Consider the following 23,289-nt stretch of genomic DNA (forward strand, 5'->3'; position numbering starts at 1 on the left):
ATGTCCACCTTCCACCTGATTGCCCCTTCCGGCTATTGCATTAACCAGCACGCAGCGGCGCGTGGCGTCGAACGTCTTACTCAGCAGGGACATCAGGTTAACAACCAACACGTCATTACCCGCCGTCATGAGCGTTTCGCCGGGCGTGACGAAGAACGACTGGCGGATATCAACGCACTGGCGCAATTGCCGGGTGAAAACATTATCGTGATGCCGGTGCGCGGAGGGTACGGCGCCAGCCGTCTGCTGCCGGATATCGACTGGCAGGCGCTGGTAGCGCGCCAGCAGCATCACCCGCTGCTGATTTGCGGCCATAGCGATTTCACCGTCATTCAACTTGGGTTGCTGGCACACGGAAAGGTCATCACCTTTAGCGGGCCAATGCTGGCGGGAAATTTCGGTGCCGAAACGCTGGATACCTTTACGGCAGAGCACTTCTGGCGAGCTATCAGCAATGAAACCTTCACTATCGAGTGGCACGGTGAAGGCCCGCAGTGTGACGTGGCAGGCCTCCTGTGGGGGGGAAATCTGGCGATGTTAACCTCGCTGATTGGTACGCCCTGGCTGCCTTCTATACCCGGCGGTATTCTGGTCGTGGAAGACATCAATGAACATCCCTACCGCGTGGAACGCATGCTGTTGCAGTTGTTGCACGCCGGCATTCTGGCGCAGCAACGGGCGCTGATCCTCGGCAGTTTCTCACTGGCGCAACCCAACGATTACGATGCGGGCTACAATCTTAATAAGATGATCGACTATCTGCGTGCGCAATTGACGATCCCGGTTGTCAGCGGGCTGGCGTTTGGTCATGAACCGCAGACCGTCACACTGCCGCTCGGCGCGCATGCCCGGTTGCAACATGCTGAAAAGACGCAACTGACCTTATCGGGTCATCCCACGATCTTGATGTAAAAAAAGCCCTTTATGCGCTTATTAAAACGTTGTTTCTGCCGTTATTATATGGCGCACTATTCAACCCGGCCGGTCAACGCCGCCCGGGATCCAGCACGGTGAAAATTAAGGAGATGCACACCATTGGACGCTGAGGCGATAATCAGTCTGTTTATTCTGGGTTCAGTTCTTGTAACCTGCAGTATTTTATTAAGCTCTTTCTCCTCCCGCCTTGGTATTCCCATTCTGGTTATCTTTCTGGCAATCGGTATGTTAGCCGGTGTTGACGGTATCGGCGGTATTCCGTTCGATAACTACCCGTTTGCTTACATGGTCAGTAACCTCGCGCTGGCGATCATTTTGCTTGATGGCGGCATGCGTACCCGCGCCAGCTCGTTTCGCGTAGCGCTTGGTCCCGCGCTTTCCCTGGCAACCATAGGTGTGCTGGTCACGTCAGGCTTAACCGGGATGATGGCGGCCTGGTTGTTCAAGCTCAATATTATGGAAGGCTTTTTGATCGGCGCGATTGTTGGCTCCACCGATGCCGCTGCGGTGTTCTCGCTGCTCGGCGGTAAAGGGCTGAACGAACGCGTCGGCTCAACGCTTGAAATCGAATCCGGCAGCAACGATCCGATGGCGGTGTTCCTCACCATCACGCTGATTGAGATGATCCAGAAGCACAACGCTGACCTCGATATCATGTTCCTGGTGCATATTGTGCGGGAGTTTGGTCTCGGTATTCTGCTCGGCGGGTTGGGCGGTTATCTGTTGCAGCAGATGATTAACCGCATCTCTCTGCCGCCGGGTCTTTACCCGCTGCTGGCGCTGAGCGGCGGGATTCTGGTTTTCGCCTTAACCACGGCCCTGCACGGTAGCGGCATTCTGGCGGTCTACCTGTGTGGTTTTGTGCTGGGCAACCGCCCTATCCGTAACCGTTACGGCATCCTGCAAAACTTTGATGGTCTGGCCTGGCTGGCGCAAATCGCCATGTTCCTGGTGCTCGGGTTGTTAGTCACACCGTCTGATTTGTTGCCGATTGCGGCCTCCGCACTCATCCTCTCGGCATGGATGATTTTTGTTGCCCGCCCTCTGTCCGTGTTCGCCAGTCTGTTGCCGTTTCGCGGTTTTAACCTGCGCGAACGCGTTTTTATCAGTTGGGTGGGTCTGCGCGGCGCAGTGCCGATTATTCTCGCCACCTTCCCGATGATGGCCGGGCTTGATCACGCGCGCCTGTTCTTTAATGTCGCCTTCTTCGTGGTGTTAATCTCGCTGCTTTTCCAGGGAACGTCACTCTCGTGGGCAGCGAAAAAAGCCAAAGTTGTCGTGCCGCCGGTTGGCTGGCCGGTCTCCCGGGTTGGTCTGGATATTCATCCGGACAACCCGTTTGAGCAGTTCGTTTATCAACTCAGTGCGGATAAATGGTGCGTGGGTGCCGCGCTGCGCGATTTACATATGCCTGCGGATACGCGCATTGCCGCGCTATTTCGTGACAATAGCCTTCTGCACCCCACCGGCAGCACCCGGCTGCGTGAAGGTGATGTGTTATGCGTAATTGGCCGCGAAAGCGATCTCCCCGCGCTCGGGAAACTGTTTAGCCAGTCTCCGCCGGTGGCGCTGGATCAGCGATTCTTCGGTGATTTTATCCTTGAAGCCGACGCGAAATTTGCCGATGTGGCGCTGATTTACGGCCTGGAAGATGGGCTGGAGTATCGTGAAAGCCAGCAAACGCTGGGCGATATTGTGCAGCAACTGCTGGGTGCCGCGCCAGTCGTGGGGGATCAGGTCGAGTTCGCTGGGATGATCTGGACAGTAGCGGAAAAAGCCGATAATGCCGTACTGAAAGTCGGCGTTCGCGTGGCAGAAGACGAGGCGGAATAACCGCCTCGCATTAAGTTACACTGTCACAACCGGTACACGCGGCGCCAGGGCGCACATCAACTCATACCCTACCGTTCCGGCCGCCGCCGCCACTTCATCGATTTTTATCTCATTACCCCAGAGCTCAACCGGCGTACCAATGCCGGCCTGCGGGCACGGGGTTAAATCCACCGTCAGCATATCCATTGAGATCGCGCCAACAATGCCGGTACGAATGCCATCCACCAGTACTGGCGTGCCGGAAGGCGCGATGCGCGGGTAGCCGTCGGCATAACCGCAGGCGACAACACCAATACGCTGCTCGCTCTGCGCACGATAACGACAACCATACCCCACCGTCTCACCGGCTTTTAGCGTCTGCACGGCAATGATCTCGCTGCTGAGCGTCATGACCGGGCGGATACCGCTGTTGGCGACATCCTGCCACGCGCCCGATGGCGAAGCGCCATACAGCACTACGCCGGGGCGTACCCAGTCATAATGCGTTTCGGGGTGCCATAACGTGGCGGCAGAGTTAGCCAGCGAGCGCGGCGCGTCAATACCCTCAGCCGCCTGTTCAACGCGCGCCAGCGGCGCGGCGATACCGTCAGCCCGCTCCGCTTCAGCAAAATGGGACATCAGCGTCACCGTTGCTACGTTGGTTAAGGCGTTGAGTTGCTGGTACACGGTATGTACGCGTTCAGGCATAAAACCGAGCCGGTTCATGCCGCTGTTGATCTTCAGGTAAACATCGAGCGGCGCTTGCAGGCGTGCGTCCTGCAAGGCTTTGATCTGCCAGTTGCTGTGCAGGCTGGTCGTCAGGCGATATTTGTCAAACAGCGGCAGTTCATCGGCATGGAAAAACCCTTCCAGCATCAGAATCGGCCCTTTCCAGCCGCGTTCGCGCAGCAAAATTGCCTCTTCAAGATTGAGCATCGCGAAGCCATCTGTGCTGTTGAGGGCGCGCCAGATACGATCCAGACCGTGGCCATACGCGTTCGCCTTCACCACCGACCAGACTTTTGCGGCGGGTGCCGCGCGGCGCACGACCTGTAAATTATTGCTCAGCGCCGTTAAATCAAGCGTGGCGAGAACCGGACGAGACATTCCTATTCCTTCTTCGAATCAGTTATGAGCACCGTGCAAATGCCGGGCGCGCACAGGGGTAAAACCTGGCATATAGCGCGCCACGCTTAAATCATCGGCAGCAATCGCAGGGGTGCTGCCGGACATCAGGTCGCTTAGCAGTTGGCCGGAACCGCAAGCCATCGTCCAGCCAAGGGTGCCGTGCCCGGTATTCAGCCACAGATTTTTATACGGTGTGCGTCCGACAACTGGCGTGCCGTCTGGCGTCATGGGGCGCAGGCCGGTCCAGAAGGTTGCCTGCTCGACAAATCCGCCACGCGGGAAAAGATCGCGCACCACCATCTCCAGCGTTTCGCGGCGTGGTTTCAGCAGTTCAGTATTAAACCCGACGATTTCCGCCATGCCGCCGACGCGAATACGCTGATCAAAGCGGGTAATGGCAATTTTGTAGGTTTCATCAAGGATCGTTGACACTGGCGCGCCGTCTTCTTCGGCAATGGGGATCGTTAATGAATACCCTTTCAGTGGATACACCGGGATGTCGACGATGTTTTTCAGTAAGCCGGTAGACCAGGAGCCAAATGCCATCACATACGCGTCGGCCTTGATCACCTCTTCACCGCACTTCACACCGTAGATGTTCTCGCCTTCGTATAGCAGGCGATCCACCGGCGTGTTAAAACGAAACGCCACGCCCGCCTGTTCCGCCATCTGCGCCAGTTGCTGGGTGAAAAGCTGGCAGTCACCGGTTTCATCATTTGGCAGACGCAAACCGCCGGTCAGTTTGTGTGCAACTTCAGCCAGCGCGGGTTCGACTTCCGCCAGCCGCGCAGACTCCAGCAATTGATAAGGCACGCCGGCATCCTGCAACACGGCAATATCGCGCGTGGCGTTTTCATACTGCTCCGCAGTGCGAAAGAGCTGCAATGTGCCGCCCTGCCGCCCTTCATACTGAATGCCGGTGGTTTCGCGCAACAGTTTCAGGCAATCACGGCTGTATTCCGCCAGGCGCACCATGCGCCCTTTGTTTTCCATATAGTGGCGCGTGTCGCAGTTACGCAGCATCTGCCACATCCATTTCAGTTGCGATGAGGTGCCATCAAGGCTAATTGCGAGCGGCGCGTGGCGCTGGAACATCCATTTAATCGCTTTTAACGGCACACCTGGAGCCGCCCAGGGCGCAGCGTAGCCCGGTGAGATCTGCCCGGCGTTACCGGCGCTGGTTTCCTGCGCGGGGCCAGGCTGGCGATCAATCACCGTGACGTCATGCCCGGCCTGGCGTAAATACCAGGCGCTGGTGACACCCACCACGCCACTGCCTAATACAACAACTCGCATATCCCTCTCCTGTGAGTAAAGCACGATCATCTGATTACAAATTGATAACCCAGATGAAAATATTATTCAACATATGGCTTTTTTATGGTGAGCTTCCTCACAGCTTCGCCGTATGACAAGGGTTTCTGTTATTTAGCATCTCCTGCTGCACGACTTTTCGCCGCAGCATAATATTTCGCAACACTTGCTATTTACGCCGTTGATGTGATGAAAAATCGCGAAGAAAAATTTATGGCTTAGGTACAGATTTAATTGCGTGTTCTATGCTTGAAATGAGACGCTCCATACAGAGAGTGTCGTTAACAACGAGGGCGCGCTAATGGCTACGATTGACTCAATGAATAAGGATTCTATTCGTCTGAGCGATGGACCCGACTGGACTTTCGAACTGCTGGATGATTACCTGGCAGAGATTGACCGGGTGGCGAAACTTTATCGGCTGGATACCTATCCGCACCAAATCGAAGTGATCACCTCAGAGCAGATGATGGACGCTTATTCCAGCGTCGGCATGCCGATCAATTACCCTCACTGGTCGTTCGGCAAGAAATTTATTGAAACCGAGCGGCTTTATAAGCATGGGCAACAGGGGCTGGCCTACGAGATAGTCATCAACTCTAACCCCTGCATCGCTTATCTGATGGAAGAGAACACCATTACCATGCAGGCGCTGGTGATGGCGCACGCCTGCTACGGGCACAACTCTTTCTTTAAAAACAACTATTTATTCCGCAGCTGGACCGATGCCAGCTCGATTGTCGACTACCTGATTTTCGCGCGTAAATACATCACCGATTGTGAAGAACGCTACGGTGTGGACGAAGTGGAAAAGTTACTCGACTCATGCCATGCGCTGATGAACTACGGCGTCGATCGTTACAAACGCCCGCAGAAAATCTCGTTGCAGGAGGAGAAGGCACGGCAGAAAAGTCGTGAAGAGTATCTGCAAAGCCAGGTGAATATGCTGTGGCGCACCCTGCCCAAACGCGAAGAAGAAATCACTATCGCGCAAGCGCGTCGCTACCCGGCGGAGCCGCAGGAAAACTTGCTCTATTTTATGGAAAAAAATGCGCCGTTACTGGAGTCGTGGCAACGCGAGATCCTGCGCATTGTGCGTAAAGTGAGCCAGTATTTCTACCCGCAAAAACAGACGCAGGTGATGAACGAAGGATGGGCGACGTTCTGGCACTACACCATCCTTAATCACCTCTATGACGAAGGCAAAGTGACCGACCGCTTTATGCTGGAATTTTTGCACAGCCACACCAATGTGGTGTTCCAGCCGCCCTATAACAGCCCGTGGTACAGCGGCATTAACCCGTATGCGCTGGGCTTCGCGATGTTCCAGGATATTAAGCGTATTTGCCAGTCGCCAACTGAGGAAGACCGCTACTGGTTCCCGGATATTGCCGGTTCGGACTGGCTGGAAACGCTGCATTTCGCGATGCGCGATTTCAAAGATGAAAGCTTTATCAGCCAGTTTATGTCGCCGAAGATCATGCGTGATTTCCGCTTCTTTACCGTACTGGATGATGACCGTAACAATTACCTTGAGATCGCCGCTATCCATAATGAAGAGGGTTACCGGGAGATCCGCTCGAAGCTGTCGTCACAATATAATCTCAGCAACCTTGAGCCCAACATCCAGGTGTGGAATGTGGATCTGCGCGGCGACCGTTCGCTGACGCTGCGCTATATTCCGCACAACCGCGCGCCGCTCGATAAGGGCCGCCGCGAAGTGCTGAAACATGTGCATCGTTTGTGGGGTTTTGATGTGTTGCTGGAACAGCAAAACGAAGATGGTAGTGTGGAGTTACTGGAACGTTGCCCGCCCCGCCCCAACAGCCTGTAATGAAAAACCCCTCTGTTGAGGGGTTTTCTTTGCTTATCGGCTTTGTAAGGCTAAATCACCCGGCATCGTTTTCTGCATGCGATGCCAGATCTCACCACTTTCATGCCCATACCGACGCACGACTTCGTAGACTTTGTCATGCTGCGCCTGTTCGCACACTTGCGCCAGTTGATGATAGAAACCGAGCGCCAGGCTGCGGGCTTCCGGGCTTGAGAAATAGTGGCGACCAATTCGCGTATAGAGTCCTTTCATGCCATTAAGGATTAAACCATAAATCGGGTTACCGGATGCAAAGGCCAGACCGCGGAAAATGTTGTAATCCAGGTTAGCGAAGGCATCGGCATGATCTTCAACTTCACGCGCGCTGGCCAGCACTTTCAGCGCGTCTTCCGGATGCTGACGAAACGCAGTGCGAATAAAAATCGTGGAAATGTTGGTACGCACCGAAAGCAGGTTATCGATCAGTTGCGGAACACTCTCGTGATCGAGACGCGCCAGCGTTTCCAGAATATTCAGCCCGGAGGTTTCCCAGAAGTTGTTCACTTTTGTCGGTTTGCCGTGCTGAATTGTCAGCCAGCCATCACGGGCGAGGCGCTGTAAAACTTCACGCAATGTGGTACGAGTGACGCCAATCAGTTCAGAGAGTTCGCGTTCAGCCGGAAGAATCGACCCTGGAGGGAAGCGACTATTCCAGATACTTTCAATGATGTACTCTTCCGCGAAACCCGCCGGGCTCTGCGCCTTAATGACCATAGAGAGATTTCCATTACACAGCTAAGCAAAGGACACTCATCATACCAGACCGCACCCGGTGCAGATAGCGTACCTCATGAAGAAAAAAGGGGATCGGGGATCCATTTTGGCGATTTAACGGCGCTTATCCGCAACAGCGGCAGGGCTTTAATACGAACTCGTGACGCCGCAGGACGCCGGATATTTTGTTGCGTAAATGGCAGCACTTTGTTGCCAGGTTTGACTTTTCGCATGATAAACATTCGATTATGCATTATTTTCTTACCCGCTAGTGGCCTGCGCAATGATTTCGTTTACACTGCTTTGTCTACGCATCTCCCAGGGAAATGATTATGTTGCGATATTTAAACGGGTGCTCACGCGGGCGCGGTGCCTGGATTTTGATGGCGCTAACAGCGTTGGCGCTGGAAATGGTCGCATTGTGGTTCCAGCATGTCATGCTGCTTAAACCTTGCGTCCTGTGTATTTATGAGCGCAGCGCGCTCTTTGGCGTAATGGGCGCGGGTATTGTCGGGGCCATTGCGCCGAAAACACCATTACGTTATGTCGCTCTGGCTATCTGGATCTACAGCGCGTGGCGCGGCATCCAGTTGGCCTGGGAACATACGATGATCCAGTTACATCCCTCGCCGTTTATGACGTGCGATTTTGCCGCGCGTTTTCCGACCTGGCTGCCGCTGGATAAATGGCTGCCGCAGGTGTTTGTTGCTTCCGGCGACTGTGCCGAGCGCCAGTGGTCATTCCTGACACTGGAAATGCCACAATGGTTACTGGGTATTTTTGTCGCTTATCTGGTTGTTGCGCTGCTGGTGCTGATTGCCCAGCCGTTTAAACCGAAAAAACGTGACCTGTTTGGTCGTTAACAGAACGCTCCTTCGGGAGCGTTTTTTTTGACTGATCCGGGGACAGAAACATCCACAAAAATAAATACCCACAGGGAAAAGGACGATTCGGGTGGCTGGAATTATCGCACTCTTTTACTTCACATTAGGGACGGTCGTTTTTACGCAGAAAATTAAGCTGTTCGCCATTGTCTCTTCTTTTATTCTCTACGTGGCTCTGCACATTGCTGCCGCAAATGCGCTTCTTACCGGCCTGTTAGTTGCCTGCCTGCTCATCACTTTTGTCATCTTGTTGAGCCTAAACTGCAATCGTGACAAGAAAGCGGTTCTTCACTTTTCTCTGCCCTGCTGGCTACTGATTGTCTCGGTTATTTATGACGTTTTCGTTAATCAGCCCATTCCGGCTTATTGAGGATATGCTCCTGCCAGTCGCGGACTTCTGACTCTTTCACCGCAATATGGCGCACCGAAATACGTTCAGCATGCATAGCGGCTTTTGAGCCGGTGCGCAGCGGGTGCCATAGCGGCAACGCCTTGCCTTCCGCCAGCAGGCGATAAGCACAGCTTGGCGGCAGCCATTCGAAAGTGGGGAGATTTTCGCGGGTCAACTTGATGCAGTCCGGCTCATACTCGAAGCGGCGTTCATAGTTGCGGCACTGGCAGGTTTTTATGTTTAACTGACGACAGGCGACGTTGGTGAAATAGATTTCGTCAGTGTCTTCATCCATCAGTTTATGCAAGCAGCACTGTCCGCAGCCGTCGCACAGTGACTCCCACTCCGCATCCGTCATTTGCTCGAGGGTTTTGCTTTGCCAGAAAGGAGTGTCGCTCATGATGAAATCCGCCGTTGAAATCCAGGGTGCACCTTATAACCAGTCTGGCACGCGGATGCAAGTTTTGCCGCCAGGAAAGGCGGCAAACTGCTTTAAAGTACGCGGGTCGTTAACGACAGCCCGTCAAAACTGACTTCCAGCTCATCGCCACTGTTTAGCGGCCCTACCCCTTCTGGCGTGCCGGTCAGAATGACATCGCCGGCTTTTAAGGTGAAAAAGCGGCTCATATAAGCAATCAGCGGAATAATTTTATGGATCATATCTGCCGTGGTGCCTTGCTGGCGCACTTCGCCGTTGATTTTAAGTCCAAGCGTGGTGTTTTGCGGATCGCTCTGGAATTCCGCCGCCGGGATAAACCCTGAGATCGGGCAGGAGTTATCAAACCCTTTCGCTTTTTCCCATGGCTGCCCGGCTTTTTTCATTTTGCCTTGCAGATCGCGCAGCGTCAGATCGAGCGCGACACCATAACCGGCAATCGCTTTTTTCACATGATCTTCCGTCGCCTGACGCAGCGTTGCGCCAATCAGCACCGCCAGCTCAACTTCATGGTGAACCGAACCAAAATCCTGCGGCAACGCCAGCGGCTGGCGAAGATCGCACAACGCAGTTTCGGGCTTAATAAACAGTACAGGCTCTTCCGGGGTAGCGCTCCCCATCTCTTTAATATGTTTGGCATAGTTGCTGCCAACGCAAACCACTTTACTCACCGGGAAATCCAGCAGAGCGCCCTGCCAGTTATGATGTTGATACATGGTGTACGACCTCCGGTAACACATTGAACATGAGCGAAAAATGACTATCCGCGCCACCCGGCGGTTTGTCAAATGCCAATATGTTACGGCGATACAATAGCCATAAATAAGAAACGGCGGAGAGCTCCGCCGTTATTGCCGCAGGATTATTCTTTACCCTGGTCGGCGAGATGCTGCTTCAATAAATTTTCTTGCGGCGGAGGAAGTTGCAAATAATAGCCCTGCGAAATTAACGCCTCTTTTACTTTTTCTAAATCTGCACCGACTAATTTTTTCCGTCCATCAAGCGGCAGAATCATTGCCAGTTGCGGCTGACCGAAACTTTGCATTAATGCTTCCGGAACGCGGGAAAAATCGTCTCTTTTTTCGACGTACAGATAAGTCTGATCGCGTCGGGCACTTCGGTAGATCACACAAAACATACTTTTACTCGGAATTATCGGGAGGTTACTTGCCTGAAAATAATAGTGACTATAACATGCCTGATAGTCTTCGGAATATCACTCAAGATACGGGTGATAATAGCAAAATGAGTAAGGTCAGGATGTCAAATACGCCCATCGAGCTAAAAGGCAGTAGTTTTACCTTATCAGTGGTTCACTTGCATGATGCAAAACCCGAGGTTATTCGTCAGGCGTTAGAAGACAAAATCGCTCAGGCTCCCGCTTTTTTGCTGCACGCTCCTATTGTTGTCAATGTCTCCGCGCTGGAAGGCGCTGTTAACTGGCCCGCGCTATTGCAGGCTATTACCACAACAGATTTACATGTGGTTGGCATCAGCGGCTGCAAAGATCCAGAACTGAAGGCTGAAGTTGAACGCGCTGGCCTTCCGCTGCTGACGGAAGGAAAAGAGAAAGCACCGCGTAAAGAGCGCGCTGCGGAACCGTCGCCGGTTGCGGCTCCGGTCACAAAAACACGCTTAATTGACGCGCCGGTACGTTCCGGGCAGCGCATTTATGCGCCAAATTGTGATTTGATTGTGACCAGCCACGTCAGTGCGGGCGCGGAGCTTATCGCCGATGGCAACATTCATGTCTATGGCATGATGCGCGGTCGGGCGCTGGCAGGCGCCAGTGGTGATAAAGACGCACAAATATTCTGTTCTCATCTCACGCCGGAGCTGGTCTCCATTGCGGGGGAATACTGGCTGAGCGATCAGATCCCGGCCGAATTTTATGGCAAAGCGGCGCGTTTGCAGTTGGCCAACGACGCTTTGACAATTCAACCCTTAAATTAAGCCCTTTTAACAAGGAACTCCTATGGCACGCATTATTGTTGTTACTTCGGGTAAAGGGGGCGTTGGCAAGACCACCTCCAGCGCGGCCATCGCTACTGGTTTAGCCCAGAAGGGCAAAAAGACCGTCGTTATCGACTTCGATATCGGCCTGCGTAACCTCGACCTGATTATGGGCTGCGAGCGCCGCGTGGTTTATGATTTCGTTAACGTTATTCAGGGCGATGCCACACTCAACCAGGCGTTAATTAAAGATAAACGCACTGAGAACCTCTACATTCTCCCGGCATCGCAAACGCGCGATAAAGACGCACTGACTCGCGAAGGCGTCGATAAGGTGCTGGAAGACCTGAAGAAAATGGACTTCGATTTTATCGTCTGCGACTCCCCGGCAGGCATTGAGACTGGCGCATTGATGGCGCTCTACTTCGCTGATGAAGCGATTATTACCACCAACCCGGAAGTCTCTTCCGTGCGCGACTCTGACCGGATTCTCGGTATTCTGGCGTCGAAATCCCGCCGCGCGGAAAATGGCGAAGAGCCGATTAAAGAGCACCTGTTGCTCACCCGTTATAACCCGGGTCGCGTAAACCGTGGTGACATGCTCAGTATGGAAGATGTGCTGGAAATCCTGCGTATCAAACTGATTGGCGTGATCCCGGAAGATCAGTCGGTGTTGCGTGCGTCAAACCAGGGTGAGCCGGTTATTTTAGATACCAATGCTGACGCCGGCAAAGCCTATGCCGATGCCGTGGAGCGTCTGCTGGGAGAAGATCGTCCTTTCCGCTTCATTGAAGAAGAGAAGAAAGGTTTCCTCAAACGCCTGTTCGGAGGATAAGTTATGGCATTACTCGACTTTTTTCTCTCCAGAAAAAAGAACACCGCTAGCATTGCGAAAGAGCGTCTGCAGATTATTGTTGCAGAACGCCGCCGCAGCGATGCTGAACCACATTATTTACCGCAACTGAAGCGGGACATTCTGGAAGTGATCTGCAAATATGTGCAAATCGATCCGGAAATGGTTTCGGTGCAACTGGAGCAAAAAGGGGATGATATTTCCATTCTGGAACTGAACGTCACCTTACCGGAAACCGAAGAGACAAAATAGATCCCCGCAAATGCAAGGATAAAAAAAGGCAGAATATTCTCTGCCTTTTTTATTTTATTTCCGCAAATAAACTGTATTTATTTACAGTATTTAACGCGGGTATTCCGCAAGTAATATTTTCAGCTGCTCGCCCATCAATTCCCCGCGCCAGCCGCTAATTAATTCCGGTGACGAATTTTGCGGTTTCAATTTCCAGTGCCAGTTGAGTAATTGATTTATCTGCCGACGTGATGCCAGCAGCTCAGCGCTAATGCTCTGACTTTCGCTGATGGTCTGCACCAGCGCTTTGATAGCTTTGAACGCTTTACGATAACCCGGCATGTCCATCAGGTTAAGCAGGGGCTCCGGCAGCGCCTCTTCCGGCAAGGCCTGCGCCTGCGCGACCAGCGCCAGCAACGTCTTGCCATGGAAGCGGATTTCGCTGCCGGAAAGGCCAATACTGTCCAGCTCGCCCATGCTGCCAGGCATGTAACGCGCCACTGCCCACAGATTCTCTTCACGCACCACAAAGTTGACGGCTAAATCGCGCTCACGCGCTTTACGCAGGCGCCAGTCGGCAAGTAAGCGCAGACAGGCAAGCTGGCGCGTACGTAATTGCCAGGCGTTGGTAATTTCGCGCCACGCCTCTTCCGGGGCTAACACTTCCTGGCGGCGTTGCATCATCAAGCGGCACTCATCCAGCGCGGCATCCAGCCTTCCCGCCTGATCGGTTTCCGCCAGTAATTTACCGGCGATAGGCAGGAGATACCACACATCGGCGGCGGCGTAATCGCACTGGCGTTCGGTTAACGGACGCGCCAGCCAGTCGGTGCGGGATTCGCTCTTATCAATCACCAGCCCGGTAAACTCTTCCACCATCGCAGCAAAGCCCCACGACAGCGGGCGGCCGCAGAACGCGGCGAGGATCTGCGTGTCAATCATCGGCTGAGGCTGTACGCCAAACGCATTGAGAAACACTTCCAGATCTTCACTCCCCGCATGCAAATATTTGGTCACGGCAGTGTTGATGAGCAAATCGCGAAACGGCGTCCAGTCGGTGATGGTCAGCGGATCAATCAGCGCCACATGTTCACCGTCATACAGCTGGATCAACCCCAGTTGCGGATAATAGGTGCGGGTGCGGACAAATTCGGTGTCCAGGGCAATCGCTGGAAATGCGCGGGCGGCGTCACATAACGCTGCGAGCGCATCGTTCGTCGTTATCATCTGGTAATTCACGTCATCTTCTCTTTAGTTGCGCCCATAAAAAACGCCGGCTTAACCGGCGTTAAGGGGACTTACGCATAGCTCAAGCTTTATTGTCCACTTTGCCACGCGCTTCGTCACGCAATTCTCGCCTTAAAATCTTACCGACATTCGATTTTGGCAGTTCATTGCGAAATTCAACCAGCTTCGGCACTTTATATCCGGTCAGTTGACGGCGACAAAAAGCGATCAACGCCTCTTCGCTCAGCGAGGCGTCCTTTTTCACCACGAAAATCTTCACCGCTTCGCCGCTGTTTTCCGACGGTACGCCAACAGCCGCCACTTCCTGCACGCCGGCATGTTGCATAACCACATCCTCGATCTCATTCGGATAGACATTAAAACCGGAAACCAGAATCATATCTTTTTTGCGATCGACGATGCGCAGGAAGCCTTCCTCATCCATTACCGCAATATCGCCAGTGTGCAGCCAGCCGTCGCGCAGGATCTCATCCGTGGCGTCCGGGCGCTGCCAGTATCCCAGCATCACCTGCGGCCCTTTCACGCACAACTCGCCCGGTTCGCCTGGCGCAACTTCATTGTTGTCGTCATCGACCAGCTTAGCTTCTGTTGAGGGAACCGGCAGGCCGATGCTACCGCTGTGGTAATCAATATCATGCGGGTTCACACTAACGAGAGGCGCACATTCGGTCAGACCGTAACCTTCCAGCAAATACTGTCCGGTTAATTTCACCCACCGATCGGCAACCGCCTGCTGAACAGGCATCCCGCCACCGGCGGACAGATGCAGCGAGGAGAAGTCCAGCTTGCGGAAATCTTCATTATTCAACAAGGCATTGAACAGCGTGTTCACACCGGTCATCGCCGTAAAGGGATATTTGCCAAGCTCCTTCACCAGCCCGGGGATATCGCGCGGGTTAGTGATCAACAGGTTTTGCCCGCCGAGCTCAATAAACAGCAGGCAGTTCATGGTCAGGGCGAAAATGTGGTACAGCGGCAGCGCGGTTACCACCAGCTCTTTCCCGCGATGCAGCAACGGCCCGTAAGTCGCGTTCACCTGTTCAAGGTTTGCCAGCATATTGCGGTGCGTCAGCATTGCTCCTTTTGCCACGCCAGTTGTGCCGCCGGTGTATTGCAGGAAGGCGAGATCGTCGGCGACCACTTCCGGTTTGATGTATTGCATGCGATAACCGGTCTGCAGCGCCCGGCGAAAGGAGATCGCGTCCGGCAGGTGATACTTGGGCACCAGCCGTTTCACGTATTTCACCACGAAGTTCACCAGCGTCCCTTTTGCCGGGGAAAGCTGGTCGCCCATGCGCGTCAAAATGACATGCCGCACTTGTGTTTTATCAACGATCTTTTCCAGCGTATGGGCGAAATTCGACACAATAACAATCGCGGCAGCCCCGCTGTCATTAAGCTGGTGCTCCAGTTCACGCGGGGTATACAGCGGGTTGACGTTCACCACGATCATCCCGGCGCGCAAGATACCAAACAGCGCCACCGGGTATTGCAACAGGTTCGGCATCATTAACGCAACGCGATCGCCTTTTTGCAGCCCCAGCCCCTGCTGTAAGTAAGCCGCAAACGCCCGGCTGCGCTCTTCAAGTTTACGAAACGTCATTACCTCGCCCATGTTGATAAACGCAGGCTGGTCGGCGTAACGCGCCGTGGAGTGTTCAAATAATTCAACCAGGGATTGATAACGGTCAGGATTGATCTCCGCCGGAACATCGGCGGGATACCGGTTTAGCCAAACCTTCTTCAATGCATCACCTCTAAAATGAGTATTCTTGGTCATCACAACCCCAGTTAATAAACAAGTCGTTAACATAATATTAACTCAGCGTACCAGTTTATTAATTAAGCGGATTGAAGGTTGCGAAGCGCGTCACTAATTATTTTTCTTATACAAAGCCCAATATAAAAAACAGCGGCTTAGCCGCTGTTTCGTTTTCCTGATAAAACAAGAAATTACTCTGTTACGACTGTCTCGACTCGCGCAGGTTCGGGTGGGAACCAGCCCCATCCACCGTACCCGCCGTGCCACGCGCGTGGGTGCGGCCCCGGCCCCCAGTACCACGGGTCGATAGGCTGCGGCGGCAACATCACCTGCTGGGTTAACCGCCAGCGTTTGTAACCTTCCGCCTGCATGACCATAAATTTATACGGTGCGTTGCCAATTTTGCCGTCGGCCGTGCCGGTTATCGGGCCAACCACGGTCACCAGCTGATTGCGGAAATCGACCGGGTCGAGAAAACCGTTCACCTCGGCAAAGATACGCCCGACGGATGGCTCGCCTAAAATCGGACGCGCACCGCTGTCGAGCGGTACGGCTGCGATCTCAAGCCGGGTTTTCCCCTGCTGATTCTGGATATCAACGACTTTACCGCCGAAGCGGGCTTCCTGGCCGACATACAGCGACGGTGCACTCATCACCCGCACTAAATCATCCTGCGGCGTGGGACTGGTTCCTTTAATCGCGTCAGGCACAGAAACACAACCGCTTAATACCGCGATCGCCAGCCCAGCCAGCAATCCGCGCACAACCTTTTTTTGACCCGCCATGATGCGACTCCTTACCCCAGTGGATACTACTGAGATTCATTCCCGGCCAGGAAGTTTCTTCCACGCCACTTCGTTACGCAAATAAACCGGCTCGGCATGTTCAACAGCGACGGTTTTCTGCGCAGCCAACAGTTGACGCGCGATGGGCAGCATATCTTCCGCGGCGGGCAATAAGATCTCGCCGTCGCGCAGTGTTGCCGTACTGTTGTTGCTCATCTCAGGCCATGCGGGCCAGCCAGTACCGACTATCGCCCACTCGCCATCCAGGTGTTGCAGACGTTCAGTTACGGCTTGCGGTTTTACTACCGCTTCCGTCTCTTCGCCATGCCAGACGCCATTTTCATCGCGCTGATACTCTGCCCAATAGACTTCGCCCATCCGTGCGTCAATCGCCGCCAGTACGCGTGTCGCGCCCGTTTTGCGCCACGCGCCCTGCGCCATCGTCGCCAGCGTTGAAACGCCAATCATCGGCAGTTCAGCGCCGAGCGCCAGCCCCTGCGCAATGCCAATGCCAATGCGCACGCCGGTAAAACTTCCCGGGCCGCGACCAAAGGCGAGTGCGTCCAGCTGCGTCAGTTTAAGTTCAGCGTCGCCAAGCACATCCCTGACCAGTGGCAGGATGCGTTGCGTGTGTTCACGTGGGCAAAGTTCGAAGTGAGCGAAGGTGGTTCCATCGTTCCATAGGGCGACAGAACAAGCTTCTGTGGCAGTATCAATAGCCAGAATGCGCATGGGTATAGCGGTCCATGAAAAACAAAATGGCGCGCATCTTACCACAGTCCGCAGAAAATTACTGCGCCGGGGGAGAGGCGAGGAATTCAACCGCGCGGCGAATATCACGGGTTCGCGGCGCAGGCGGCAGGCTGGCAAGAAACACGGCACCGTATGGGCGCATCACCAGTCGGTTATCGCAAATGACCAGCACGCCGCGATCGTCAATATCACGAATTAAACGGCCGACGCCCTGTTTCAGGGTAATAACCGCGTCCGGCAGTTGAACTTCATCAAAGGGATCGCCCCCGCGCAGACGGCAATCTTCCATCCGCGCTTTTAATAACGGATCTTCCGGAGACGTAAACGGCAGCTTATCGATAATGACCAGCGATAACGTATCGCCACGCACATCCACCCCTTCCCAGAAGCTACTGGTTGCCACCAGTAACGCATTACCGGCATTCACAAATTGCTGCAACAGTTGCCCTTTGCTGGTTTCTCCCTGCAGCAATACGGGCAGGCTCATGGTGGCGCGAAATTGTTCGGCGAGATCGCGCATCATGGCGTGCGAGGTGCACAGCATAAAGCAGCGGCCATTGTTGGCTTCGATCATCGGCCTGAGGATCGCCGCCAGCTGGCGCGCAGCGCCTGGCTGATTGGTCTGCGGAAGATTGCGCGGAACGCACAGCAGTGCCTGGCGTTGATAATCAAAGGGGCTTGGCAGCAACAGCGATTGCGCCCCTTCAATACCAAGCCGCGCGGTAAAATGGTGCAGATCGTCATTCACTGAAAGCGTTGCTGAAGTGAAAATCCAGCTACCTTTTTTCTGCGCCATCACCTCGGTAAACTTATCCGCTACGGTCAGCGGCGTTAACGCCAGCGTAAAGTTGCGCGAGGTACATTCATACCAGTAGCTGTAACCTGGCAGGTTGATCTCTTTGAGCCGTTTCAGCCGGGCACGGTATGTCGTTGCGCGTTCGAACGCGGCATCCAGCAGTGCGGAGCGACCCAGCGACAGCTTCGCCACGTCGTAACAGAGTTCCAGTGCATCATCGAGCAGCAACAACGCACGTTGAATATGCGCATCCGCCAGCAGCTCGCGCAGGTTACCGCGATAACCCGGCTCACCTAACTGCAGGCGAAAATCCTGCGTACTCTGCGCCAGGCGGTCGGCGCACTTCTGTAACTGCGCGGTATCTTTCAGTTCGGTGCGATAGGCAATGGTGAAGTCTTTTGCGAGATCAAGAAGCTGGCGGCTGGAGAGTGACTGACCAAAATACTGGCTGGCGATGTCCGGAAGCTGGTGCGCTTCATCAAAGATCATCACTTCGGCCTCCGGGATCAACTCCCCGAAACCGCTCTCTTTCACCACCATATCGGCAAGAAACAGATGATGGTTGACCACCACCACGTCGGCATCCATCGCTTTTTTGCGCGCCTTGACCACGAAACAGTCCTTGTACATCGGGCAGTCGCTACCCAGACAGTTATCGTTGGTGCTGGTCACCAGCGGCCACGCCTGCGAATCCTCCGCCACACTGACGCAGGTACTGATATCACCATCGATGGTTTGATTCGACCATGAGCGTAGCAAAATAACATCGCTGAGGGTTTGTACAGGAAGATCGCCGCCTGCCAGCGCTTGCTGTTCGAGACGTTCAATACAGAGGTAGTTGGAGCGCCCTTTCAGCAAAGCAGTACGGCCGGTGAACTCAAGCGCTTTGGCGACGGTGGGTAAATCGCGGCTGTAAAGCTGATCCTGCAAGGCTTTCGAACCGGTGGAGATAATCACTTTTTTCCCGGCGCGCAGCGCAGGCGCAAGGTAGGCGTAGGTTTTACCGGTACCGGTACCCGCTTCCACCACCAGCGGCTGCGTTTTCTCAATCGCGTGTGTGACGGCTTGCGCCATCTGGCGCTGCGGTTCACGCGGTTTGAATCCCGCAATGGCTTTGGCTAACTGGCCGTCTGTTGCAAAATCGTCCGTCACACTACCCCCTGGTTAAATCGCCAGTGATTATGTCAGGGCGAGCGGATTTACGCCAGCCAGGTTTTTATGGCACTCTTGCCCGCGAATTCATGGCAAATAAGAAGGAACAGATAATGACAATTAAGCGTATTGATGCGGAAGCCCGCTGGTCTGATGTGGTTATTCACAACCAGACGCTTTACTACACTGGCGTGCCGGAAAACCTCGATGCCGACGCGTTTGAACAGACGGCCAATACGCTGGCGCAAATAGATGCGGTTCTGCACAAGCAAGGCAGCGATAAAACGCACATTCTTGATGCCACCATTTTTCTGGCCGATGACGGCGACTTCGCCGCCATGAATAAAGCGTGGGATGCCTGGGTTGTGGCGGGCCATGCACCGGTGCGCTGCACCGTGCAGGCAAAACTGATGAACCCGCGTTATAAAGTGGAAATCAAAATCATCGCCGCAGTCTAATTACTCGTCATCTTCATCTTCAAAGCGCGCCACAATCCGTTCGCCGGTATGGCTGGCGCGTAACTCTTCAGCAACCTGCGCAATCGCCTGCCCGCTGCTCATGCCACCGGACATTAATTCCTGAATACGCTCTACCGCTTTTTGCTGCTGCTCGTGGCTGAGGGAAGGTAAACCTGCAAACATTGTCAACTCCTGCTAAATTGTTGGCGCTAATTATTCCATGCGTCGGCGCGCTTCACCAGCGCAGACGCACATGAGTCAGGATCAATGAAGACGTTATCCCCTGCCGTTATTTCACTGCCGTGGCGCCAGGACGCCGCCGAACACTACTTTGCCCCCCTCAGCCACCAGCCCTGGGCTATGCTGTTGCATTCTGGCCATGCAGAACATCCGCATAATCGTTTTGATATTCTGGTGGCCGATCCCCTGGAGACGCTGACGACGCGCGGCGAGGCAACGACCCTTAATGGTAGCGAGATATCTTTGGAAGATCCGCTACACCTGCTGCAACAGCGTCTGGATGCCTACCCCTTTCGATGTGAACCTCATGCGGATCTGCCGTTTCAGGGCGGTGCGCTGGGGCTGTTTGGCTATGATTTAGGCCGCCGTTTCGAAAAGCTGCCGGCGATTGCCGAACAGGACATTAGCATTGCGGATATGGCAGTCGGGATTTATGACTGGGCGCTGGTTGTCGACCATCAGTTGCAACGTGTGACGTTGTTCAGCCATCGCGATGTTAACACAAGGCTGGCATGGTTACAGGCGCAACGTGAACCGCAGCGCCAGGCGTTTCGGCTGACATCCGCCTGGCAGGCCAATATGACGCGTCGCGAATATGGCGAAAAATTCCGCCAGGTTCAGGCGTGGTTACACAGCGGCGACTGCTACCAGGTCAATCTGGCGCAACGTTTTGCGGCGGACTATTACGGGGATGAGTGGCTGGCATTTAGCCAACTCAATCGCGAAAACCGTGCGCCGTTCAGCGCTTTTTTACGCCTTGAACACGGCGCGATCCTGAGTTTGTCGCCGGAGCGTTTTATTCGCCTCGAACGCGACAATATCGAAACGCGTCCCATTAAAGGCACACTGCCAAGGCTTGCCGACCCGCAGGCCGATGCGCAGCAAGCACAGAAACTCGCCGCCTCGCCGAAAGACCAGGCTGAAAATCTGATGATTGTTGATTTAATGCGTAATGATATCGGACGCGTGGCGACTCCCGGTTCGGTGCGCGTGCCGGAACTGTTCGTGGTCGAACCTTTTCCTGCCGTGCACCATTTGGTCAGCACCGTAACGGCAAAATTGCCCGCCGGGCGACATGCCAGCGATCTGCTGCGCGCGGCGTTTCCGGGGGGCTCGATCACTGGCGCTCCGAAAGTGCGGGCGATGGAAATTATTGACGAGCTTGAACCGCAACGGCGTAACGCCTGGTGCGGTTCGATTGGCTATCTCAGTTTCTGCGGGAACATGGATACCAGCATCACCATTCGCACGCTCAGCGCCTGTGCAGGGAAAATTTACTGTTCCGCAGGTGGTGGCATCGTGGCCGACAGCCAGGAAGAGGCGGAGTATCAGGAAACTTTTGATAAAGTTAACCGTATCCTGCGGCAACTGGAGAGATGATTCGTGGAGCAACCGGCTTTAACTCTGGATGATTTTTTATCGCGCTTTCAGCTTCTACGCCCGCAACTCAACCCGCCGGTGGCAAATACACGTCAGGCGGCGGTGCTGGTGCCGGTGGTACGCCGTGAGCAGCCCGGCTTATTACTGACGCAACGCTCGCCTCTGCTGCGCAAGCATGCCGGTCAGGTCGCGTTCCCCGGTGGCGCGGTTGACAGCACGGATGCGTCGCTCATCGCTGCGGCGCTGCGTGAGGCGCAGGAAGAAGTCGCCATTCCGCCTGAAGCCGTCGAGGTGATTGGCGTTTTGCCGCCGGTTGATAGCGTGACCGGTTTTCAGGTTACGCCAGTGGTCGGCATTATCCCGCCGGATTTGCCCTATCACGCCAGTGAAGACGAAGTGGCCGCGGTGTTTGAGATGCCGCTGGCCGAAGCGCTGCGTCTTGGTCGCTATCATCCGCTGGATATTCACCGCCACGGCAATGCGCATCGGGTGTGGTTATCCTGGTATCAGCATTATTTTGTCTGGGGCATGACGGCAGGAATAATTCGCTCGCTGGCGCTGCAGATTGGGCGGAGACCTTGACTATACTTTACATATCGCACTTTTGTGACAGTGTACGCGCTATTAGTAAAATCAGGGTTAGCCATTAGTTTAATTCATGTGAATAGTTAAGCTGATGATGGCCTTCCCTCTTACACTATGCGCAGTTATTACATCGTTACTGGAAACGCCGGTAACCCTGTCAGGAGCGTTAATGTGATTAGTCTATTCGACATGTTTAAGGTGGGGATCGGTCCCTCATCTTCCCACACTGTAGGCCCGATGAAGGCCGGTAAGCAGTTCGTCGATGACCTGGTCGAAAAAGGATTGCTGGATAACGTCACCCGCGTGGTGGTTGATGTGTACGGCTCGCTCTCCCTTACCGGGAAAGGTCACCATACCGATATCGCCATCATCATGGGGCTGGCGGGCAACGAGCCGGCCACGGTCGATATCGATGCAATTCCGGGTTTTATCCGTGATGTGGAAAATCGCGGGCGTCTGCTGCTGGCGCAGGGGCATCATGAAGTCGATTTCCCACAGAATGACGGGATGCGTTTTCACAGCGATAACCTGTCGCTGCATGAGAACGGCATGCGCATCACCGCGCTGAATGGCGAAAGCGTCATTTACAGCAAAACCTACTACTCCATCGGCGGGGGGTTTATCGTCGATGAAGAGCATTTTGGTAAAGAGACCACCAGTTCGGTCGATGTCCCTTATCCGTTCAATTCCGCGACCCAGATGCTGGAGTATTGCAAAGAAACCGGTTTGTCGCTTTCTGGCATGGTGATGCAGAACGAACTGGCATTGCACTCGAAAAAAGAGATTGAAGAGTACTTCGGTAATGTCTGGTCTACCATGCGCGCCTGTATCGATCGCGGCATGAATACGGAAGGCGTATTGCCGGGGCCGCTGCGCGTTCCGCGCCGCGCTTCCGCACTGCGTCGTATGTTGGTTGCCAGTGACAAGCTCTCCAGCGATCCGATGAACGTTATCGACTGGGTGAATATGTTTGCGCTGGCGGTTAACGAAGAAAACGCCGCCGGCGGCCGCGTGGTCACCGCGCCAACTAACGGTGCCTGCGGCATCGTTCCGGCGGTGCTGGCCTATTACGACCACTTTATCGAATCCGTCAGCCCGGATATTTATATCCGCTATTTCCTCGCCGCTGGCGCCATCGGCGCATTGTATAAAATGAATGCTTCCATTTCCGGTGCCGAAGTTGGCTGCCAGGGCGAAGTGGGCGTTGCCTGTTCTATGGCGGCAGCGGGCCTGGCGGAACTGCTGGGTGCCAGCCCGGAACAGGTCTGCGTGGCGGCGGAAATTGGCATGGAGCACAACCTCGGTCTGACCTGTGACCCGGTGGCCGGGCAAGTACAAGTCCCGTGCATTGAGCGTAACGCTATTGCATCGGTGAAAGCGATTAACGCCTCGCGTATGGCCATGCGCCGCACCAGTGCGCCACGCGTCTCGCTCGATAAAGTGATCGAAACGATGTACGAGACCGGGAAAGATATGAACGCCAAATACCGTGAAACATCGCGTGGCGGGCTGGCCATCAAAGTACAGTGTGATTAATGCTTGCTTATCAACGCCGTTCAGCCGAACGGCGTTTTTTTTAACCTTTGCTGCAGTTGAGTGAGCTTT

The 23,289-nt window shown here is 54.4% G+C and carries 24 protein-coding genes; 12 read left to right on the forward strand and 12 right to left on the reverse strand.

The genetic code is table 11. The annotated features are described in order from the left end of the window. Window positions 1-912, forward strand: a complete 912-nt coding sequence (ldcA, locus tag IP581_RS13235; protein WP_193820593.1) for a muramoyltetrapeptide carboxypeptidase — start codon at window positions 1-3, stop codon at window positions 910-912. Window positions 913-1,035: 123 nt separating this feature from the next. Further along, entirely contained in the window at window positions 1,036-2,769 is a 1,734-nt protein-coding gene (locus tag IP581_RS13240) for a potassium/proton antiporter (RefSeq protein ID WP_086874118.1), read from the forward strand. 15 nt (window positions 2,770-2,784) lie between these two features. Here IP581_RS13240 and dadX read toward each other — a convergent pair whose 3' ends face one another. Further along, window positions 2,785-3,855: a catabolic alanine racemase DadX gene (gene dadX / locus IP581_RS13245; RefSeq protein WP_193820594.1), complete on the reverse strand. Its 1,071-nt coding sequence runs from the start codon at window positions 3,853-3,855 to the stop codon at window positions 2,785-2,787. 18 nt (window positions 3,856-3,873) lie between these two features. Continuing rightward, window positions 3,874-5,214, reverse strand: a complete 1,341-nt coding sequence (locus IP581_RS13250; RefSeq protein WP_407659154.1) for a D-amino acid dehydrogenase — start codon at window positions 5,212-5,214, stop codon at window positions 3,874-3,876. Between the two features lie 277 nt (window positions 5,215-5,491). Between IP581_RS13250 and IP581_RS13255 the strand changes: the two genes are divergently transcribed. After that, complete coding sequence (locus tag IP581_RS13255) at window positions 5,492-7,024, forward strand: SpoVR family protein (RefSeq protein ID WP_193820596.1); 1,533 nt, start codon at window positions 5,492-5,494, stop codon at window positions 7,022-7,024. Between the two features lie 33 nt (window positions 7,025-7,057). Here IP581_RS13255 and fadR read toward each other — a convergent pair whose 3' ends face one another. Continuing rightward, a complete protein-coding gene (gene fadR, locus IP581_RS13260; RefSeq protein WP_086874115.1) occupies window positions 7,058-7,777 on the reverse strand; it encodes a fatty acid metabolism transcriptional regulator FadR in 720 nt (239 codons plus the stop codon). Window positions 7,778-8,109: 332 nt separating this feature from the next. On the opposite strand from fadR, the gene dsbB reads away from it, so the two are divergent. Further along, entirely contained in the window at window positions 8,110-8,640 is a 531-nt protein-coding gene (dsbB, locus tag IP581_RS13265; RefSeq protein ID WP_097399595.1) for a disulfide bond formation protein DsbB, read from the forward strand. 91 nt (window positions 8,641-8,731) lie between these two features. Next, window positions 8,732-9,031 (forward strand): hypothetical protein, encoded by a 300-nt coding sequence (locus IP581_RS13270; protein WP_086874113.1) that lies wholly within the window; start codon window positions 8,732-8,734, stop codon window positions 9,029-9,031. Here the strand turns inward: IP581_RS13270 and IP581_RS13275 are convergent. From IP581_RS13275 to IP581_RS13285, 3 genes are all read right to left on the reverse strand, one after another. After that, complete coding sequence (locus IP581_RS13275) at window positions 9,006-9,452, reverse strand: YcgN family cysteine cluster protein (RefSeq protein WP_020454068.1); 447 nt, start codon at window positions 9,450-9,452, stop codon at window positions 9,006-9,008. The two genes, IP581_RS13270 and IP581_RS13275, sit on opposite strands and share 26 nt — an antisense overlap. 92 nt (window positions 9,453-9,544) lie before the next feature. Next, window positions 9,545-10,204 (reverse strand): fumarylacetoacetate hydrolase family protein, encoded by a 660-nt coding sequence (locus IP581_RS13280; RefSeq protein WP_086874111.1) that lies wholly within the window; start codon window positions 10,202-10,204, stop codon window positions 9,545-9,547. A gap of 146 nt (window positions 10,205-10,350) precedes the next feature. Continuing rightward, window positions 10,351-10,626 (reverse strand): YcgL domain-containing protein, encoded by a 276-nt coding sequence (locus IP581_RS13285; RefSeq protein WP_086874110.1) that lies wholly within the window; start codon window positions 10,624-10,626, stop codon window positions 10,351-10,353. A 122-nt stretch (window positions 10,627-10,748) separates the two neighbouring features. Here IP581_RS13285 and minC point away from each other — a divergent pair, with 122 nt between their 5' ends. From minC to minE, 3 genes are read left to right on the forward strand one after another with little or no spacing between them, the layout of a single operon-like run. Beyond that, entirely contained in the window at window positions 10,749-11,441 is a 693-nt protein-coding gene (minC, locus tag IP581_RS13290; protein ID WP_193820597.1) for a septum site-determining protein MinC, read from the forward strand. Between the two features lie 22 nt (window positions 11,442-11,463). Then, a complete protein-coding gene (minD, locus tag IP581_RS13295; protein WP_017456991.1) occupies window positions 11,464-12,276 on the forward strand; it encodes a septum site-determining protein MinD in 813 nt (270 codons plus the stop codon). A 3-nt stretch (window positions 12,277-12,279) separates the two neighbouring features. Beyond that, complete coding sequence (minE, locus tag IP581_RS13300) at window positions 12,280-12,546, forward strand: cell division topological specificity factor MinE (protein ID WP_017456990.1); 267 nt, start codon at window positions 12,280-12,282, stop codon at window positions 12,544-12,546. Between the two features lie 90 nt (window positions 12,547-12,636). Here minE and rnd read toward each other — a convergent pair whose 3' ends face one another. The 5 genes from rnd to IP581_RS13325 all read right to left on the reverse strand — a co-directional run bounded on the left by rnd (window position 12,637) and on the right by IP581_RS13325 (window position 19,021). Next, window positions 12,637-13,764 carry a ribonuclease D gene (gene rnd / locus IP581_RS13305; protein WP_097399593.1) on the reverse strand — a complete coding sequence of 376 codons (1,128 nt, stop codon included), beginning with the start codon at window positions 13,762-13,764 and terminating at the stop codon, window positions 12,637-12,639. Window positions 13,765-13,834: 70 nt separating this feature from the next. Beyond that, window positions 13,835-15,520 carry a long-chain-fatty-acid--CoA ligase FadD gene (fadD, locus tag IP581_RS13310; RefSeq protein WP_141399327.1) on the reverse strand — a complete coding sequence of 562 codons (1,686 nt, stop codon included), beginning with the start codon at window positions 15,518-15,520 and terminating at the stop codon, window positions 13,835-13,837. Between the two features lie 206 nt (window positions 15,521-15,726). Continuing rightward, window positions 15,727-16,320, reverse strand: coding sequence for a Slp family lipoprotein (locus IP581_RS13315; protein ID WP_086874106.1), 594 nt, complete (start codon window positions 16,318-16,320; stop codon window positions 15,727-15,729). A 36-nt stretch (window positions 16,321-16,356) separates the two neighbouring features. Further along, on the reverse strand, window positions 16,357-17,052 hold the full coding sequence (tsaB, locus tag IP581_RS13320; protein ID WP_086874105.1) for a tRNA (adenosine(37)-N6)-threonylcarbamoyltransferase complex dimerization subunit type 1 TsaB: 696 nt from the start codon (window positions 17,050-17,052) through the stop codon (window positions 16,357-16,359). Window positions 17,053-17,110: 58 nt separating this feature from the next. Further along, complete coding sequence (locus tag IP581_RS13325) at window positions 17,111-19,021, reverse strand: ATP-dependent DNA helicase (protein ID WP_193820598.1); 1,911 nt, start codon at window positions 19,019-19,021, stop codon at window positions 17,111-17,113. Window positions 19,022-19,134: 113 nt separating this feature from the next. On the opposite strand from IP581_RS13325, the gene IP581_RS13330 reads away from it, so the two are divergent. Next, window positions 19,135-19,479: a RidA family protein gene (locus IP581_RS13330; protein WP_086874103.1), complete on the forward strand. Its 345-nt coding sequence runs from the start codon at window positions 19,135-19,137 to the stop codon at window positions 19,477-19,479. On the opposite strand, the gene IP581_RS13335 is transcribed toward IP581_RS13330, so the two are convergent. Next, on the reverse strand, window positions 19,480-19,662 hold the full coding sequence (locus IP581_RS13335) for a YoaH family protein (protein WP_097399590.1): 183 nt from the start codon (window positions 19,660-19,662) through the stop codon (window positions 19,480-19,482). 84 nt (window positions 19,663-19,746) lie between these two features. Between IP581_RS13335 and pabB the strand changes: the two genes are divergently transcribed. The 3 genes from pabB to sdaA all read left to right on the forward strand — a co-directional run bounded on the left by pabB (window position 19,747) and on the right by sdaA (window position 23,220). Further along, complete coding sequence (pabB, locus tag IP581_RS13340) at window positions 19,747-21,099, forward strand: aminodeoxychorismate synthase component 1 (protein ID WP_086874102.1); 1,353 nt, start codon at window positions 19,747-19,749, stop codon at window positions 21,097-21,099. A 3-nt stretch (window positions 21,100-21,102) separates the two neighbouring features. Further along, a complete protein-coding gene (locus tag IP581_RS13345) occupies window positions 21,103-21,681 on the forward strand; it encodes a CoA pyrophosphatase (protein WP_086874101.1) in 579 nt (192 codons plus the stop codon). Window positions 21,682-21,855: 174 nt separating this feature from the next. Then, a complete protein-coding gene (gene sdaA / locus IP581_RS13350; protein ID WP_193820599.1) occupies window positions 21,856-23,220 on the forward strand; it encodes an L-serine ammonia-lyase in 1,365 nt (454 codons plus the stop codon). Window positions 23,221-23,289: the final 69 nt, after the last annotated feature.

Source organism: Kosakonia pseudosacchari, assembly GCF_015167415.1.
GTDB classification, from domain to species: Bacteria; Pseudomonadota; Gammaproteobacteria; order Enterobacterales; family Enterobacteriaceae; genus Kosakonia; species Kosakonia pseudosacchari.

Coding starts and splice junctions, on each gene's coding strand:
- ldcA (WP_193820593.1), top strand. CDS start 1: ATGTCCACCTTCCACCTGATTGCCCCTTCCGGCTATTGCATTAACCAG.
- dadX (WP_193820594.1), bottom strand. CDS start 3,855: ATGTCTCGTCCGGTTCTCGCCACGCTTGATTTAACGGCGCTGAGCAAT.
- IP581_RS13255 (WP_193820596.1), top strand. CDS start 5,492: ATGGCTACGATTGACTCAATGAATAAGGATTCTATTCGTCTGAGCGAT.
- fadR (WP_086874115.1), bottom strand. CDS start 7,777: ATGGTCATTAAGGCGCAGAGCCCGGCGGGTTTCGCGGAAGAGTACATC.
- dsbB (WP_097399595.1), top strand. CDS start 8,110: ATGTTGCGATATTTAAACGGGTGCTCACGCGGGCGCGGTGCCTGGATT.
- IP581_RS13275 (WP_020454068.1), bottom strand. CDS start 9,452: ATGAGCGACACTCCTTTCTGGCAAAGCAAAACCCTCGAGCAAATGACG.
- IP581_RS13280 (WP_086874111.1), bottom strand. CDS start 10,204: ATGTATCAACATCATAACTGGCAGGGCGCTCTGCTGGATTTCCCGGTG.
- IP581_RS13285 (WP_086874110.1), bottom strand. CDS start 10,626: ATGTTTTGTGTGATCTACCGAAGTGCCCGACGCGATCAGACTTATCTG.
- minC (WP_193820597.1), top strand. CDS start 10,749: ATGTCAAATACGCCCATCGAGCTAAAAGGCAGTAGTTTTACCTTATCA.
- minD (WP_017456991.1), top strand. CDS start 11,464: ATGGCACGCATTATTGTTGTTACTTCGGGTAAAGGGGGCGTTGGCAAG.
- minE (WP_017456990.1), top strand. CDS start 12,280: ATGGCATTACTCGACTTTTTTCTCTCCAGAAAAAAGAACACCGCTAGC.
- IP581_RS13315 (WP_086874106.1), bottom strand. CDS start 16,320: ATGGCGGGTCAAAAAAAGGTTGTGCGCGGATTGCTGGCTGGGCTGGCG.
- tsaB (WP_086874105.1), bottom strand. CDS start 17,052: ATGCGCATTCTGGCTATTGATACTGCCACAGAAGCTTGTTCTGTCGCC.
- IP581_RS13330 (WP_086874103.1), top strand. CDS start 19,135: ATGACAATTAAGCGTATTGATGCGGAAGCCCGCTGGTCTGATGTGGTT.
- IP581_RS13335 (WP_097399590.1), bottom strand. CDS start 19,662: ATGTTTGCAGGTTTACCTTCCCTCAGCCACGAGCAGCAGCAAAAAGCG.
- pabB (WP_086874102.1), top strand. CDS start 19,747: ATGAAGACGTTATCCCCTGCCGTTATTTCACTGCCGTGGCGCCAGGAC.